14 protein-coding genes are annotated in these 14,057 nt (G+C 66.2%); 11 read left to right on the top strand and 3 right to left on the bottom strand.

What is annotated here, in order from left to right:
* Window positions 1-25: 25 nt before the first annotated feature.
* Complete coding sequence (locus A5645_RS20120; RefSeq protein WP_065130774.1) at window positions 26-1,468, top strand: amidase; 1,443 nt, start codon at window positions 26-28, stop codon at window positions 1,466-1,468.
* 85 nt (window positions 1,469-1,553) lie between these two features.
* Here A5645_RS20120 and A5645_RS20115 read toward each other — a convergent pair whose 3' ends face one another.
* Window positions 1,554-1,757: a cold-shock protein gene (locus tag A5645_RS20115; protein ID WP_065035420.1), complete on the bottom strand. Its 204-nt coding sequence runs from the start codon at window positions 1,755-1,757 to the stop codon at window positions 1,554-1,556.
* A gap of 409 nt (window positions 1,758-2,166) precedes the next feature.
* Between A5645_RS20115 and A5645_RS20110 the strand changes: the two genes are divergently transcribed.
* Window positions 2,167-2,694: a DUF5994 family protein gene (locus A5645_RS20110; protein ID WP_065035421.1), complete on the top strand. Its 528-nt coding sequence runs from the start codon at window positions 2,167-2,169 to the stop codon at window positions 2,692-2,694.
* A 53-nt stretch (window positions 2,695-2,747) separates the two neighbouring features.
* Window positions 2,748-3,551, top strand: coding sequence for a transglutaminase-like domain-containing protein (locus A5645_RS20105; protein ID WP_065130773.1), 804 nt, complete (start codon window positions 2,748-2,750; stop codon window positions 3,549-3,551).
* 10 nt (window positions 3,552-3,561) lie between these two features.
* Here A5645_RS20105 and A5645_RS20100 read toward each other — a convergent pair whose 3' ends face one another.
* On the bottom strand, window positions 3,562-4,788 hold the full coding sequence (locus A5645_RS20100) for a cytochrome P450 (RefSeq protein WP_065130772.1): 1,227 nt from the start codon (window positions 4,786-4,788) through the stop codon (window positions 3,562-3,564).
* A gap of 249 nt (window positions 4,789-5,037) precedes the next feature.
* On the opposite strand from A5645_RS20100, the gene A5645_RS20095 reads away from it, so the two are divergent.
* The 8 genes from A5645_RS20095 to fadD1 are packed head-to-tail and all read left to right on the top strand — an operon-like array spanning window position 5,038 to window position 12,786.
* The gene (locus A5645_RS20095; RefSeq protein WP_065130913.1) at window positions 5,038-6,408 is read left to right on the top strand and encodes a cytochrome P450; all 1,371 of its coding nucleotides are present in this window, start codon (window positions 5,038-5,040) and stop codon (window positions 6,406-6,408) included.
* 15 nt (window positions 6,409-6,423) lie between these two features.
* The gene (locus tag A5645_RS20090; RefSeq protein ID WP_065130771.1) at window positions 6,424-7,602 is read left to right on the top strand and encodes an acyl-CoA dehydrogenase family protein; all 1,179 of its coding nucleotides are present in this window, start codon (window positions 6,424-6,426) and stop codon (window positions 7,600-7,602) included.
* A gap of 4 nt (window positions 7,603-7,606) precedes the next feature.
* On the top strand, window positions 7,607-8,683 hold the full coding sequence (locus tag A5645_RS20085; protein WP_065130770.1) for an acyl-CoA dehydrogenase family protein: 1,077 nt from the start codon (window positions 7,607-7,609) through the stop codon (window positions 8,681-8,683).
* A complete protein-coding gene (locus A5645_RS20080) occupies window positions 8,680-9,183 on the top strand; it encodes a MaoC family dehydratase (protein ID WP_065035426.1) in 504 nt (167 codons plus the stop codon). The genes A5645_RS20085 and A5645_RS20080 overlap by 4 nt, the downstream gene beginning before the upstream one ends.
* Window positions 9,180-9,608 carry a MaoC/PaaZ C-terminal domain-containing protein gene (locus A5645_RS20075; protein ID WP_065130769.1) on the top strand — a complete coding sequence of 143 codons (429 nt, stop codon included), beginning with the start codon at window positions 9,180-9,182 and terminating at the stop codon, window positions 9,606-9,608. The genes A5645_RS20080 and A5645_RS20075 overlap by 4 nt, the downstream gene beginning before the upstream one ends.
* On the top strand, window positions 9,605-10,807 hold the full coding sequence (locus A5645_RS20070; protein WP_065130768.1) for a thiolase family protein: 1,203 nt from the start codon (window positions 9,605-9,607) through the stop codon (window positions 10,805-10,807). Before A5645_RS20075 ends, A5645_RS20070 begins: the two co-directional genes overlap by 4 nt.
* Window positions 10,808-10,811: 4 nt before the next feature.
* On the top strand, window positions 10,812-11,216 hold the full coding sequence (locus A5645_RS20065) for a Zn-ribbon domain-containing OB-fold protein (RefSeq protein WP_172830575.1): 405 nt from the start codon (window positions 10,812-10,814) through the stop codon (window positions 11,214-11,216).
* A complete protein-coding gene (gene fadD1 / locus A5645_RS20060) occupies window positions 11,209-12,786 on the top strand; it encodes a fatty-acid--CoA ligase FadD1 (protein WP_065130766.1) in 1,578 nt (525 codons plus the stop codon). The genes A5645_RS20065 and fadD1 overlap by 8 nt, the downstream gene beginning before the upstream one ends.
* Window positions 12,787-12,789: 3 nt before the next feature.
* Here the strand turns inward: fadD1 and A5645_RS20055 are convergent, their stop codons facing one another.
* Entirely contained in the window at window positions 12,790-14,040 is a 1,251-nt protein-coding gene (locus A5645_RS20055) for a cytochrome P450 (protein ID WP_065130765.1), read from the bottom strand.
* Between the last annotated feature and the right edge of the window lie 17 nt (window positions 14,041-14,057).

Below are 14,057 nucleotides of genomic sequence, written 5' to 3'. Positions count from 1 at the left end.
CCGGCAGCGTGGTAGACCAAGAGCCATGACAGGCCTTGCCGAACAAACACGCTGGATGGACGCCACCGACCAGGCAGCGCTGGTCGCCGCGGGCGAGGTGACGCCCACCGAGTTGTTGGACGCGGCAATCGAACGCATCGAACAGTCCAACCCGGCGTTGAACGCGGTGGTCATCGAGTGGTTCGAACACGCCCGGTCGGTGGCGGCCGACCCGGCGCTGCCCGACGGCCCGTTCCGCGGCGTGCCGTTCCTGTTGAAGGACCTCTACACCAGCTTCGCCGGTCAGACGATGTCCAATGGCAACGTCGCGCTCAAAGACGCGGGCCGGATCGACACCGCCGACACCACGCTGGTGTCCCGGTTCAAAGCTGCCGGACTTGTCATTGCCGGGCGGACGAACAGTCCCGAGATGGGCAGCCTGCCCACCACGCAGCCGCTGGCCTGGGGGCCGACCCGCAACCCATGGGACCTAAACCGCACCCCGGGTGGCTCCAGTGGCGGCGCGGCCGCAGCGGTGGCGGTCGGGATGGTCCCGTTCGCCAATGCCTCCGACGGCGGCGGCAGCATCCGGATCCCGGCGTCGTGCTGCGGACTGGTGGGGCTCAAGCCGAGCCAGGGCCGGATCACCGTCGGCCCGCTACGCGCGGAGGTGGGTCTGGGCGTGGAGCTGTGCGTGAGCCGGACGGTGCGCGACACGGCGGGATTGCTGGACGCGGTGCGCGGACCCGGCGTCGGTGACACCGTCATTGCGCCCGCGCCGGTGCGGCCGTACCTGGAGGAGGTCGGTGCCGAACCCGGTCGACTCCGTATAGGACTGCTCGACTTCCATCCGCGCGGCGGTTTCGTCCATCAGGATTGTGTTGCCGCGGTGCGCTCAGCCGGGTCGATGCTGGAAAGTCTCGGGCACATCGTCGAGCCGGCATGGCCGTCGTGTCTGGCCGATACGACGTTGCAGCAGAAGTTCATGGCGCTGTGGGCCACGCAGCTGGCGATGGCGGCGCGTGGCTTCAGTGCGACACTGGGCCGCGAGGTGACCGCTGCGGACATCGAGCCGGTGAACTGGGTGCTCATCGAGCGGGCGCAGCACGTGAGTGCGGTCGACTATGCCGCGGCGGAGAACGCCGTGTACGCCTTCCGCCGTGCGCTGCAGCAGTGGTGGGCCGACGGGTGGGATCTGTTACTCACCCCGACGGTGTCCGAGCCACCCATTCCGTTGGCGGAGTTTGAGAACAACCCGGAACACCCGACGTCGCCCATGCGCCGCGGCGGTGAGTTCGCGGCTTTCACACCACCGTTCAACATGAGTGGACAGCCGGCGATCAGCCTTCCCCTGCACCGCAATGCCGACGGGCTGCCCATCGGTGTTCAGCTCGCCGCTGCTTACGGCAGGGAGGACGTGCTGATTCGCGTTGCCGCGCAACTGGAGTCGGCGCATCCGTGGGCCGCTGAGCGCCCCGGCGCGCCCTGAACCGCGATCGAGAAGTAATGCCTTACAACGCAAATGGGCTGACAGGACATTGCCTGCCAGCCCATGAGTAACGAATCAGGTGTTGTTAAATGGTTGTCACACCCAACGCCTGGGGACCCTTGGCGCCTTGGCCGATCTCGAATTGAACCCGCTGGTTCTCCTCGAGCGACCGATAACCGCCACCGGTGATCTCGGAGTAGTGAACGAACACATCCCCCTCGTCGCCGTCGGGGGCGATAAATCCGAAGCCTTTATCGCTGTTGAACCACTTCACAGTTCCCTGTGTCATACTTAATCAACTTCTCTCACTTGAAACGGATGTCGAAAAACATCCCGCGTCAGACTAGCACGCCCGGGTGGGACGATCGGGAACTCGTGGTGATCACGTCCGTTACGCGACATCACTGTTCTCGCTAGCGTTTTCGTAGATCTCTCGGTTCCTGAGGGAGCGGAGTGCGGCAAATCGGGGCACAAATAAATACATTGGTCGTCGACCGACACCCTTGATTCGGCACTACGCGGTGTAGGATTGAAAGCGAACACTTTCCAGCCGACGGCGATCCGCGCGATACCGAAAACTTCAACGATCGTCTGCGTTCGGCCTCATCTGTCGATCCTCACCTGAGTGTGCCGGGTCAACCCGAAGAAGGATCGATTATGGATTGCCAACAGGCGCAACGGAAATCTGCGTCGCCGTTATGAACAGCGCGATGCGTGGGCGACGCCTGGCCAGCCCGGTCCGACTCACCCTTGCGCATGTCTTGGGGTCGGCGATCGATGGCGCGTGGTGGCCCCATACAGCCTCGATTGCGCGAGAGCTTCCCGAGCTGATCGATGTGCTCTCGCCCCGGTTAGGCGAAATCGTCGATATCAGCGTCAACTGGTCGTCCTTGCAGGCTTCGCCGGACCTCGACGTGCTCTGCGGCGCCAAGCCCTCGCTGCCCGGCAATCTGGCCATTCGCCAGCGGCTAATGACCGTCAGCGGAAGTCACGCCTCGGCCAACCTGCTTGTGGTGCCCTGCCGGACGTCCGGTCCTTTGGCGGTCATGCTGTTGCGTCAGGCGGCCGACCTTCCCATCATGCCGATCGAAATCGACAGCCAGATGTTTCGGGCCGGCGATCACATAGTGCGTGCCGCACGTGCCGAAAGCGAGCTCTGCGACGAGCGGTTGCGCGCCGGTGCAACCCAGCAGGCGGGTTTGGCCGATGCCGTTGTGGTGGAGTGACGGGCCGCGTACCGGACCTGCACACGCCGCCATGTTCTTGACAGGCGAGCAGCATGAAGCGTGAAGTCGCGGCCGCACTCGAGGTCGACGTCATCGAAGCGACCACGCTGGAGTTTCAGATCGCCGTCGCGCCGCATCCGAATGCTGACGTGACGGAGTGCCTATCGTTCGAGTTGGACGGATCTCCCGTGCAGGCGCGCGAGATCAGCGGCATGCACGGTAACCGGATCCATCTGTTGGACGTGGCCCAAGGGCGGCTGTCGGTTGGGTACGAAGCGACGATCCTTGGACGGACTGACCCGGCACCAGTGACTGAGCACGACCTATCGATGTACCTACGTCCGAGCCGTTATGCCGAGGCGGACAAGTTGTACGGCTTCGCAGCGACCGAATTCGGCAGCTTCTTGGATTCGGCGGCGCTGCTGGAGAGGGTCTCTCTCTGGGTGGGCACCCGGCTCAATTATGTGCCTGGTTCGAGTGATCCGATCGACGGTGCGGTGGAGACCCTGCTCTCCGGCGCCGGAGTTTGCCGCGACTTTGCGCACCTGGTGGTCGCGCTACTGCGCGCGGTCTTTGTGCCGGCACGTGTGGTATCGGTTTACGCACCGGGATTGTGTCCCATGGATTTTCACGCCGTCGCCGAGGCGTTTGTCGAGGGCGGCTGGCAGGCCGTGGACGGCACTTTGTTGGCGCCGCGGCAGTCACTGGTGCGTATCGCGACCGGGCGCGATGCCGCCGACATCGCATTCCTGACCAACCACCGCGGTGCGATCACGTTGGACCGCATGACGGTTACCGCGATCGTCGATGGTGACCTGCCCAGGGACTCAATCGACCAGATAGTCTCGATCGGTTGAGGGCCCCTTACTAATCGAACTCGATCGGCAGGCTGATCGGGCCGCTCAAACTGACCATCGGCTTCCACGGCGCAGGCCCTGCGATTCGCGGATTCCGAATCCGTCCAGTGAGCACCGTGAGTGCCTCTGCGAGCTCGCGTCGGGCCAGATTGGCGCCCAGGCAGTAGTGGATGCCGCCGCCGAACGTCAGGATTGCCGGGCTCCCTTGCCGGGTGATGTCGACCCGCTCCGGCTCGTCATATATCGCCGGATCCCGGTTGGCCGCCGCGGTATTCGCCAGCACCATGGTGCCGGCGGGGAAGAGGTAACCGTCGAGCTCGGCGTCCTCGACCACCAGGCGTAGGGTTCCACACGCTATCGGCGAGTGGCGCATTGTCTCTTCGACCGCGGCCATTGCCAGTTCGGGGCGCCGCCGCAGTAATTCCCACTGCTCCGGGTTCTCGCACAGCACCTGCACCGAGGCGGCCAGTTGATTGCGGGTGGTGTCGGTACCGGCCAACAGCAAACCGCCGGCGAGCATGCGCAGTTCGGCCTGGCTCAAGCGGTCACCGTCGTCCTCGGCCCGGATCAGGTCGGAAAGCAAGTCGTCGGTGAGACTGTGCCGACGTCGGGCCACCATCTCGTCGACATAGTCGTCGAGCTCACCCCACGCCCGCATGACGGCCGGCTCGATCTCGGCGACACCGGCGATGAAGCTGAAGGCCTTGAAGATCGCGTCGGCCCAGCGCGAGAACCGTTGCCAATCCTCACGAGGGGCACCCAGCAACGCGCAGATGATCGGGACTGGGTAGGGGCGCGCGAGGTCCGTGACGACGTCACAGCCGCCGGCGTCGGCGACGCCGTCGATCAACTCGTTCATCATGGCGACCATCGTGTCGTGCAGGCGCAGGGTGGCGCGCGGTGTGAACGCCTTCGACGTCAGGCTGCGCAACCGATGATGGGCATCGCCCTCCAGGCACAGCAGGCTGTTCATCACCTTGTCCCACAGCGGTCCCGAAGTGATCCCCTGCACCACCAGATTCAAGCCCGGCGGAATCTGAAACCGGTTGTCGCGCAACACAGATCGGACCAAATGGTACGAAAGCACCTCCGGTCCGAACGGGCCCAGGGCGACCGGCGCTTGCTGTTGCGCCGACTGGATGCGCGGATAGATGGCTGCCGGGGTCTCTTCGGGGTCATAGGCGAGCGTCGGCAGATCGGCATCGAAGATGTTCATGGGCGCGATCCCGACTGCCATCGGGGCCTCCTATGCAGACGAAGCTGCCACGAATGTATGGCCAGTGCCTGGCAGTGTCAACGACCTCAAGCGGACGGAGGTGACGTCGGCATACGGAAATGCGCGTCCGTATGGTCGGGTGTTGACGTATCGAGGGCCGCCGCGAGGGTGCGCGGAATGCCACGGTTGTCGGCGTGTCGCTGTACCGCTACGCACGTTCGCGCCAAGGGAAGAGTTGACCCGGTGACCCCGGACGTCGACGATCGAGTCATGCCCGCAGACACAGCTGCAGCGCTGCCCCCGGGGCCGCGACTGCCCGGCTGGGTGCTGGCCGCGCTGATGATGGGCCACGGAGCGAAGGCCGTGGCGGCCTGCCGGCGCCGCTACGGCAGCGTGTTCGCGCTGCGCATCGCGTTCCTCGGCAACATGGTCTATCTGGGTGACCCGGCCGACATAAAGACGGTGTTCGCCGGTGATCCCCGCGTTTATCACGCCGGGGAAGCGAACAAGATGCTGGCCGGGCTACTGGGAGACAGTTCGCTACTGGTGATCGACGAAGACGTGCATCGCGACCGGCGCCGGCTGATGCTGCCGCCCTTTCACCGCGACGCTGTCGGGCGACAGGCCGCGGTGATGGCCGAGATCGCCGCGGCCAACGTTGCCGGCTGGCCGGTAGGTACGCCATTTGCTCTGTCGCCCAGAATGTCTGAGATCACGTTGGAGGTGATCCTGCGGACGGTGATCGGCGCCACCGACCCGGCGCGGTTGGCGGCGCTACGCGAGATCATGCCGCAGCTGCTCAAGGTCGGGCCGTGGGAAACCCTCGCGATCGCCAACCCGAAGCTGCTGCAGCGGCGCCCCTGGCGGGCGCTGCGACGACGCATCGCCGCCGCCGACGAGCTGCTCTACGCCGAGATCGCCGACCGCCGCGCGGACCCGGAGCTGGCCCGGCGCACCGACACGCTGGCCATGCTGGTGCGTGCCGACCAGCCGATGACCGACCGCGAATTGCGGGATCAGCTGCTCACCCTCTTGGTGGCCGGACACGACACCACGGCCACCGCACTGTCTTGGGCGCTGGAGCGGCTCACCCGACACCCGGCGGTGCTGGCCAAGGCGGTGCGTGCGGCGCACGCGAGCGCCGAGGGAGATCCGGCCGGCGACGAGTACCTCGACGCGGTGGCCAAGGAGACGCTGCGGATCCGGCCGGTGGTGTTCGACGTGGGCCGGATTCTGACCGAGCCGGTCGAGCTGGCCGGTTACCGGTTACCCGCGGGCACCATGGTGGCCCCCGGCATGGGTCTGGTGCACGCCAGCCCCGAGGTTTATCCCGACCCAGACCGCTTCGACCCCGATCGGATGATCGGCGCGACGCTGACCCCCACCACCTGGCTTCCGTTCGGCGGCGGCAATCGCCGTTGCCTGGGCGCCACTTTCGCGATGGTCGAGATGCGGGTGGTGTTACGGGAGATCCTGCGCCGCGCCGACTTCGAGACCACGACGGCTCCCGGCGAACGACAGAAGCTCAAGCACGTCATCTTCATTCCGCATCGCGGCGCCCGGGTCAAAGTCCGGGCGATCAGAAATATGCCGCCCCCGACACAATCCGTTGCGTGCCCGGCCGCGCATCAGGCGACCTAGTACTACTGTCGCGGTGTGGACTTCGCGCTCGACGACGAGCAACGGGCCTGGCTGGCCGAGGTGCGCCAGTTCCTCCGGGACAACGTCACGCCCGCGCTGCGGGCGGAGATGGCCGAGCACGATCTCGAGTTTCAGGGCGGCGAGCTCGCGTCATTTCGCCGCAAAATCGGGGAGCGGGGCTGGTTCGGGCTGAACTGGCCACGTGAGTACGGTGGTCTCGGACTGACCGCCATGCACCAGCACCTGTTGATGAGCGAGTTCGAGTACTGGGGTGTCCCCGGTCCGGATCTCACGGTCACCTCAGTAGCGCCGATGATCATGCGGCACGGCACCGAACAGAACAAAAAGGAATTCCTACCGCCCATCGCCAGGGGCGAGGTCGTCTGCGCGGTGGGCTATTCCGAGCCGAATGCCGGCACCGACCTGGCCAGTCTGCGCACCCGCGCGGTGCGCGACGGCGACGAGTGGGTGATCACCGGATCCAAGATCTGGAACAGCGGCGCGCAGCGCTGCACCCACGAGTGGCTGTGTGTGCGGACCGATCCGGAGGCGGCGCGTCATCGGGGCATCTCGGTGATCATGGTGCCGATCGACGCTCCCGGCATCGAGATCCGCCCGCTGTACGCCTGGTCGGGCTACCGCACCAACGAGACCTTCTTCGACGACGTGCGGGTGCCGGTGGGCAACCTCATTGGCGAGGTGAACAAGGGTTGGACATATATCACCGGCGCCCTCGACCTGGAGCGCGGAGCGCTGACCAACGCGGGTGATCTGCGGCGCGCGCTCGACGACCTGCTGACGCTGGCCGCCAGGCCGCGCCGGGACGGGACGGTGCCCGCGCATGACACCGTCTTTCGGCGGCGGCTTGCCCAAGCGGAGGCCGACGTCGAGGCCGCGAGACTGATGGGATACGAAGCGGCGTCGATCCTGGACAGCGGACGCATCCCGTCGATCGAGGTCAGTGTCGAAAAGATCTTTACCAGCGAATTGCGCCAGCGCATAGCGGATTTGGCGATTGATCTGCTGGGGCCAGACGGTTTGTTGGCGCATCGCAGTACCGGGGCGCCACTGGGCGGCTTCTTCGAACGTCTTTACCGCGTGTCACCGCTGATGCGCTTCGGTGGCGGGACCAACGAAGTGTTGCGGGATGTGATCGCCCAGCGCGGGCACGGCATGCCGTCCTACGGGCGGTGACCGGATGCGACTGTTACCTACCCGGGACCAGCACGACCTCGCCGCCGTGTGCCGAAGCCTGCTGGCCGAAGACCACTCCGCGCCGGCGTGGTGGCAGACGCTCGCCAAATCGGGAGTGCTCGGGTTGACCATCGAAGAGCCATACGGCGGATCGGGCGGCGAGTTGACCGACCTCGCTGTCTTCTGCCTCGAAGCCGGCCGGGCGCGGTGTCCGTTGACGGTGCACAGCACCCTGCAGGCGGTGCTTGCCATCGACTGGCTGGGCGGGCCGGAGGCGCGGCAGGTCTGGCTGCCCGCCCTGGTTGCCGGGACAGCGCGCGGCACCGCCGCGCTGTGGAATCCGCGCGACGCCGCGGCGCTCACCCCCACGGTGCGGGCCGTCAGGGCGGCCGACGGTTGGCTACTGAGCGGGGTCGCCGACTTCGTCCCCGACGCGGACACCGCCGACCTGATCGTCACAGCCGCTCAAAGTGATGGCCAAACAATGGGTTTCGTGGTCCCGGTCGCGGCGGTGGCCGTCCGTCCGCTCGCCCTGATGGGCGGACACCACGCATTCACAATCACCTTCGACGACGTGCTGGTCGACGATGCCCGCCGCGTCCTGGGCGGCCGAGCGGGACTGGCCGAACGGGCCATGCGACGGGTGGCGAACGCGGCGTCCGCGCTGCTCTGCCTGGATCTGGTGGGGGTGGGCGAAGCGGTGCTGCAACGCACCGTCGATTACACCAAGATGCGGGAGCAGTTCGGCAGGCCGATCGCCTCCTTTCAGGCCGTCCAGCACCTGGTGGCCGATATGCACATCGCGCTGTCTGCTGCCCGGCTTGCGGCGCATTCGGCAGCGTTCTGGCTCGGCCGGGGCGAGACCGCCACCCGGGAGACCGCCATCGCCAGGATGCACGCCGCGGCGGTCAAGCAGATCACCCTGGACGCCCACCAGTTGCACGGCGGCATGGGCTACGTGGTGGACACCGATCTGCACCTGTTCTCCGAGCGGGCCCGCGTACTGGCCACTCTGGGTGGTGGCGCCGATGTCGCGGCCAAATGGCTTGACGCAGAGATGGATTGGAGCGGCGGACAATGAGCACCGAGAGCTTGATAGATCCCGACTCCGCGGCCCGCGTCGGCACCGTCGTCGCGACCGCCGCCGGCGAGGTGAATCAGCGCGACTGGCAGCGGTGGGCCGCAGCGGTCGACGACCACAACCCGCTGTGGTTCGACCCGGACTATGCCCGGGCGCACGGGTATCGCGACATCATCTGCCCGCCGCTGTTCCTGCAATACGCGATCCTCGGCGTCAGCGCGTTACGCGATCTACGGCCCGACGGATCGTCCGGGGCGGCGACCGGCAGCCTCGCCTTTCCCCGGGCTCCGCGGCGCATGGCCGGTGGCGAGAGCACCACATTCCATCTTCCCGCTTACCACCGCGACCAGATCGAGATGGTGCGTACGGTCGAGTCGATCGTGGAGAAGCAAGGCCGTTCGGGGCGATTCGTGCTGGTGACCTGGCGCGGCGAATACCGCAACCAACACCGCGATTTGGTCGCCGAAGCAACCACGTCCATGATTGCCAGGCCCGCATGACCGGACAAGTGTTCTTCGAAGCCGTCGAAAATGGCGATGCGGTGCCACCTTTGACCGTCACCGTGACCGAGACGCAGATGTTCTTCTTCAGCGCCGCAACTTATAACGGGCACCGCATTCACTACGACAAGGACTGGGCGCGGGATGTGGAGGGTTATGACAACGTGCTGGTGCAGGGTCCGCTGCAGGCCGCGCTGTTGTCCCGGGCGCTCACCGATTGGATCGGCGGCGCAGGGCGGCTGGTGAGATTTTCGGTGCAGAACCGCGCAATCGCCTACCCAGACCAGGAACTCACCTTCGGCGGCGTGGTTACTGGCAAACGCGCACCGGATCTTGTCGACCTGGACATCTTCTGCCGTCGGGGCGCGGACGTGTTGATGCCCGGCACCGCCACCGTCGTACTGCCCCGTCGGGACACGTCGTGACCGGCCTGCGCGGTGAGGCCGCCATCATCGGCATCGCGGAACTGCCGGCCGAACGGCGTCAGAGCCGACCGCCATCGTTCACCCTCGATCAGTACGCCCTGCTCGCCAAACTGGTGATCGAGGATGCCGGCGTGGATCCGTCGGTGGTGAACGGCTTGTCGACCCACGGCATCGCGGAATCCGACATGTTCGCACCGGCCACGCTGTCTGAATACCTGGGCATACCATTGGACTTCGGTGACCGGGTGGACCTGGGCGGGGCCACCGCCGCCGGCATGGTGTGGCGGGCGGCAGCCGCTATTGAACTCGGGATCTGTGCCGCCGTGCTGGCGGTCGTGCCCGGATCACTGGAAATCCCGCGCTCCGCGGGGCGGCCCGCACGCACGCTGGGTTGGTACGGGGCGTCCAGCAACAATTACGGTTCACCGCAGGCCGAGTTCGAGATTCCCTACGGCAATGTCGGTCAGAACGCGCCCTACGCCCAGATCGCGCAGTGCTATGCGGCTGAATACGGCTACGACGCAGCGGCTTTGGCAAGCATCGCGGTCCAACAACGTGTCAACGCCTGCGCTCACCCCGGTGCGGTGTTCCACGGCAGATCGATCACCGTCGACGACGTGCTGAACAGCCCGGTCATCGCCGACCCCATCCACATGCTGGAGACGGTGATGCGGGTGCAAGGCGGCACCGCTGTCCTGATCGGCAACGGCGATGTTGCGCGACGTGGCCGTCATCGACCCGTCTGGATCAAGGGATTCGGTGAACATATCCGGTTCAAGACCCCCACCTATGCCGACGACCTGTTGCACACGCCGATCGCCCGCGCCGCCGACACGGCGTTCGCGATGTCGGGTTTGGATAGATCCGATGTGGATGTCGCGTCGATCTATGACTGCTACACCATCACCGTGCTGATGACGTTGGAAGACGCGGGGTTCTGCGGAAAAGGCATGGGCATGTCGTGGTTGACCCAGCGTGACCTGACGTTTCGGGGTGACTTCCCACTGAACACCGCCGGCGGGCAGCTCTCCTACGGCCAGGCGGGGATGGCCGGGGGCATGCACCACGTGGTCGACGCTGCCCGCCAGATCATGGGCCGCGCAGGTGACGCACAGGTCCGTGAGTGCGACACCGCGTTCGTCAGCGGCACCGGCGGCATCATGAGCGAACAAGTGGCCCTGGTGTTGGGGGGTGACTGACATGATCGATCAACGCCCGCTGCCCGAGCCGACGCCGGTATCCCAGCCGTTCTGGGATGCGCTGCGCGAACACCGGATTCTGATCCAGTATTCGCCGTCGGCGGGGAGGTACGTCTTTTATCCGCGGACGCTGACGCCGGGAACCCTCGCCGACGACTTGGAGTGGCGCGAAATCGACGGCGCCGGAACCTTGTACACCTACACCGTCGCGCGGCGCCCTACCGGACCGCCGTGGTCGGATCACCTGCCGCAGCTGCCGGCCGTCGTCGAATGGGACGCCGGCCCGCGAGTCAGCACCGAACTGGTGGACGTCGAACCCGACGACATCCGCATCGGCATGCGGGTGGTGCCGGTGTTCTGCGACGTCGATGACATCACCCTGCTGCGGTATCGGCCGGCCGATGTTTGAGACGGTTCAGCAGCTGCTGCGCTCTCGTGCGGAGGACGACACCGTCGCCGTGCGGCACGGTGACCAGACCTGGACATGGCGCGAACACCTCCGCGAGGCGGCGGCGGAAGCATCGGTGCTGCTGTCCGTCATCGAGCCGGCGCAGCCACTGCATGTCGGTGCCCTGCTAGGCAATTCGCCGGCGATGCTGCGCTCCCTGGCGGCGGCCGCACTGGGCGGCTATGTGCTGTGCGGAATCAACACCACCCGCCGGGGCGCCGGTCTGGCCGCCGACATCCGAAGAGCGGACTGCCAATTGGTGCTCGCCGACACCGAGCACATTGGGTTGCTCGAGGACCTCGACCTGCGCGGCATCCCGGTTCTGGACGTCGACGGCCAGGCTTACCGCGACGCGGTGGCGGCGGCGGGCTCCTTGGTGGCGCGCGAGGCCGCCGGAGCGGACCCGGTCACCATGATCTTCACCTCCGGCACCAGCGGTGACCCCAAGGCGGTGCGGTTCGCCCACGCGATGGCGGTGTTGTGCGGGGCGAGTCTGGTGCAGCGCTTCGACCTCAGCCCCGCCGATACCTGCTATCTGGCGATGCCGCTGTTCCACTCCAATGGGATCGCGGCCGGCTGGGCGGTGGCCATCTCGGCGGGCGCGACGATGGTGCCGGCGAAGTTCTCGCCGTCGCGGTTCCTCTCTGACATCCGCCGCTACGGTGTGACGTACCTGAATTACGTCGGCAAGCCGCTGGCGCTCGTCCTGGCCACCCCGGAACGACCCGATGATACCGACAACACCTTGCGTGCTGCGTTCGGCAACGAGGCCACCGAGCGAGATATCGACGACTTCGCCCGACGGTTCGGCTGCCAGGTGGTGGACAGCTTCGGCTCAAGTGAGTTCGCCGTCGTCGTGATGCGCGAGGACGGCACCCCGCGCGGTTCGATCGGGAAGGGCTACCCCGGCGTCAGTGTGTACCACCCGGAGACCGGGACGGAATGCGCGCCAGCGGTTTTCGACATGCATGGTGCCCTGATCAACTTCGACGAAGCCGTCGGCGAACTGGTCAACACCTACGGCGCCGGCGGCTTTACCGGTTATTACGACGATCCCGCCGCCACCCGGGAGCGGATGCGGAGCGGCATGTACTGGTCGGGCGATCTGGCTTACCGCGACACCGATGGCTGGATCTACCTGGCGGGCCGGACCGCGGACTGGATGCGGGTGGACGGGGAGAATCTGGCCGCCGGTCCCATCGAGCGGATCCTGCAACGCCTGCCCCCGGTCAACCACGTCGCGGTCTACGCCGTCCCCGACGAAAGCGTCGGCGATCAGGTGATGGCGGCGCTGGTGCTCAACAGCGGAGCGACGTTGACGCCCAAGCAGTTCGGTGATTTCCTGGCCGCGCAGCCCGATTTGTCACCGAAGGCTTGGCCGCGCTACGTACGCGTCAATGTGGCGCTGCCGCGAACCGCGACGAACAAGATCCTCAAACGCGAGCTCATCTCGGACGGTGTCAGCGCCAGCGGAGGTGTGCTGTGGGCGCGTGCGGGCCGTGGTCGGAAGTACGCGCCGGTCGGCGATTAGCGCCTAGTGCGCGACCGGGCACTTGCCGCCGTAATCCACCCGCCAATGCTTGATGCCGGTGATGAACGGCGACCGCAACCGCTCGGGTTCCCCCATTGCCGTCAGGTCGGGCATCGTGTCGGCGATCGCGTTGAACATCAGGTCGACCGTCATGCGCGCCAGGTTGGCGCCAATGCAGTAATGCGCTCCGGTGCCGCCGAATCCGACGTGCGGGTTCGGACTACGCAGGATGTTGAACGTAAAAGGATCGGCGAACACCTCTTCGTCGAAGTTCGCCGAGCGGTAGAACATCACCAGTCGCTGGCCCTTCTCTATCCGTACACCGCCAAGTTCGGTGTCTGCCAGAGCGGTTCGCTGAAACGCGGTGATCGGGGTGGCCCAGCGGATGATTTCGTCGGCGGCGGTGCCCGGCCGCTGCGCCTTGAACAACTCCCACTGGTCGGGGTAGTCGGTGAAGGCCATCATGCCCTGTGTGATCGAGTTGCGGGTCGTCTCGTTGCCCGCGATGGCCAGGGTCACCACGAACATGCCGAACTCGGCCTCAGACAGCCGGTGACCCTCCGCATCCGGCTGGATCAACGTCGTGACGATGTCCGGGCCAGGGTCTTTGGCTTTGCGTTCGGCCAATTGCATGGCATACCACATCATTTCGGCAGCTGACGTCAGCGAATCGTGCTCGGCGAACTCCGGGTCATCGCTGCCGATCATCTGGTTGGACCAGTCGAACAGCTTTTCGCGGTCTTCCAGCGGCACGCCGAGGAGTCCGGCGATCGCCTGCAGCGGCAACTCGGACGCCACCTGCCGGACAAAGTCCCCAGACCCCTCCGCCGCCGCCTGCGCGGCGATCTGCCGGGCCCGCTCAGTAAGGTCGGCCCGCAGCCGTTCGACCGCGCGCGGTGTGAACCCGCGCGCGACGACCTTGCGCAGCCGGCTGTGCTCCGGGTCGTCCATCATGATCATCGAGGCCCGGCCGAGCTCGATCTGCGCCTGCGCCACCTCTTCCGGATAGCGCGGCACGACGGACTTCTCGGCCGAGGAGAAGACGTCGCTGCGTAGGGAGACCTCGCGGACGTCTCGGTGCTTGCTCACCACCCAATAGCCGCCGTCACCGAACCCGCCCTGACCGGGCGGCTGTTCGTTCCACCAAATCGGTGCCGTCGCCCGTAACTCGGCGAACTCCTGGACCGGTATCCGGTGGGCATAGATGTCGGGGTCGGTGAAGTCGAAACCCGGCGGCAGATTCGGGGCGGCCATGAAAGATGGTAATGACG

The organism is Mycobacterium asiaticum (assembly GCF_001673635.1).
GTDB lineage: Bacteria > Actinomycetota > Actinomycetes > Mycobacteriales > Mycobacteriaceae > Mycobacterium > Mycobacterium asiaticum_C.
The sequence above is the reverse complement of the archived record's forward strand: the minus strand, read 5'-3'. Positions and strand labels throughout refer to the sequence as shown.

What these genes read in the sequence shown, in the direction of transcription:
- A5645_RS20120 (WP_065130774.1), top strand. Translation starts at nt 26, where the DNA reads ATGACAGGCCTTGCCGAACAAACACGCTGGATGGACGCCACCGACCAG.
- A5645_RS20115 (WP_065035420.1), bottom strand. Translation starts at nt 1,757, where the DNA reads ATGACACAGGGAACTGTGAAGTGGTTCAACAGCGATAAAGGCTTCGGA.
- A5645_RS20110 (WP_065035421.1), top strand. Translation starts at nt 2,167, where the DNA reads ATGAACAGCGCGATGCGTGGGCGACGCCTGGCCAGCCCGGTCCGACTC.
- A5645_RS20105 (WP_065130773.1), top strand. Translation starts at nt 2,748, where the DNA reads ATGAAGCGTGAAGTCGCGGCCGCACTCGAGGTCGACGTCATCGAAGCG.
- A5645_RS20100 (WP_065130772.1), bottom strand. Translation starts at nt 4,788, where the DNA reads ATGGCAGTCGGGATCGCGCCCATGAACATCTTCGATGCCGATCTGCCG.
- A5645_RS20095 (WP_065130913.1), top strand. Translation starts at nt 5,038, where the DNA reads ATGCCCGCAGACACAGCTGCAGCGCTGCCCCCGGGGCCGCGACTGCCC.
- A5645_RS20085 (WP_065130770.1), top strand. Translation starts at nt 7,607, where the DNA reads ATGCGACTGTTACCTACCCGGGACCAGCACGACCTCGCCGCCGTGTGC.
- A5645_RS20080 (WP_065035426.1), top strand. Translation starts at nt 8,680, where the DNA reads ATGAGCACCGAGAGCTTGATAGATCCCGACTCCGCGGCCCGCGTCGGC.
- A5645_RS20075 (WP_065130769.1), top strand. Translation starts at nt 9,180, where the DNA reads ATGACCGGACAAGTGTTCTTCGAAGCCGTCGAAAATGGCGATGCGGTG.
- fadD1 (WP_065130766.1), top strand. Translation starts at nt 11,209, where the DNA reads ATGTTTGAGACGGTTCAGCAGCTGCTGCGCTCTCGTGCGGAGGACGAC.
- A5645_RS20055 (WP_065130765.1), bottom strand. Translation starts at nt 14,040, where the DNA reads ATGGCCGCCCCGAATCTGCCGCCGGGTTTCGACTTCACCGACCCCGAC.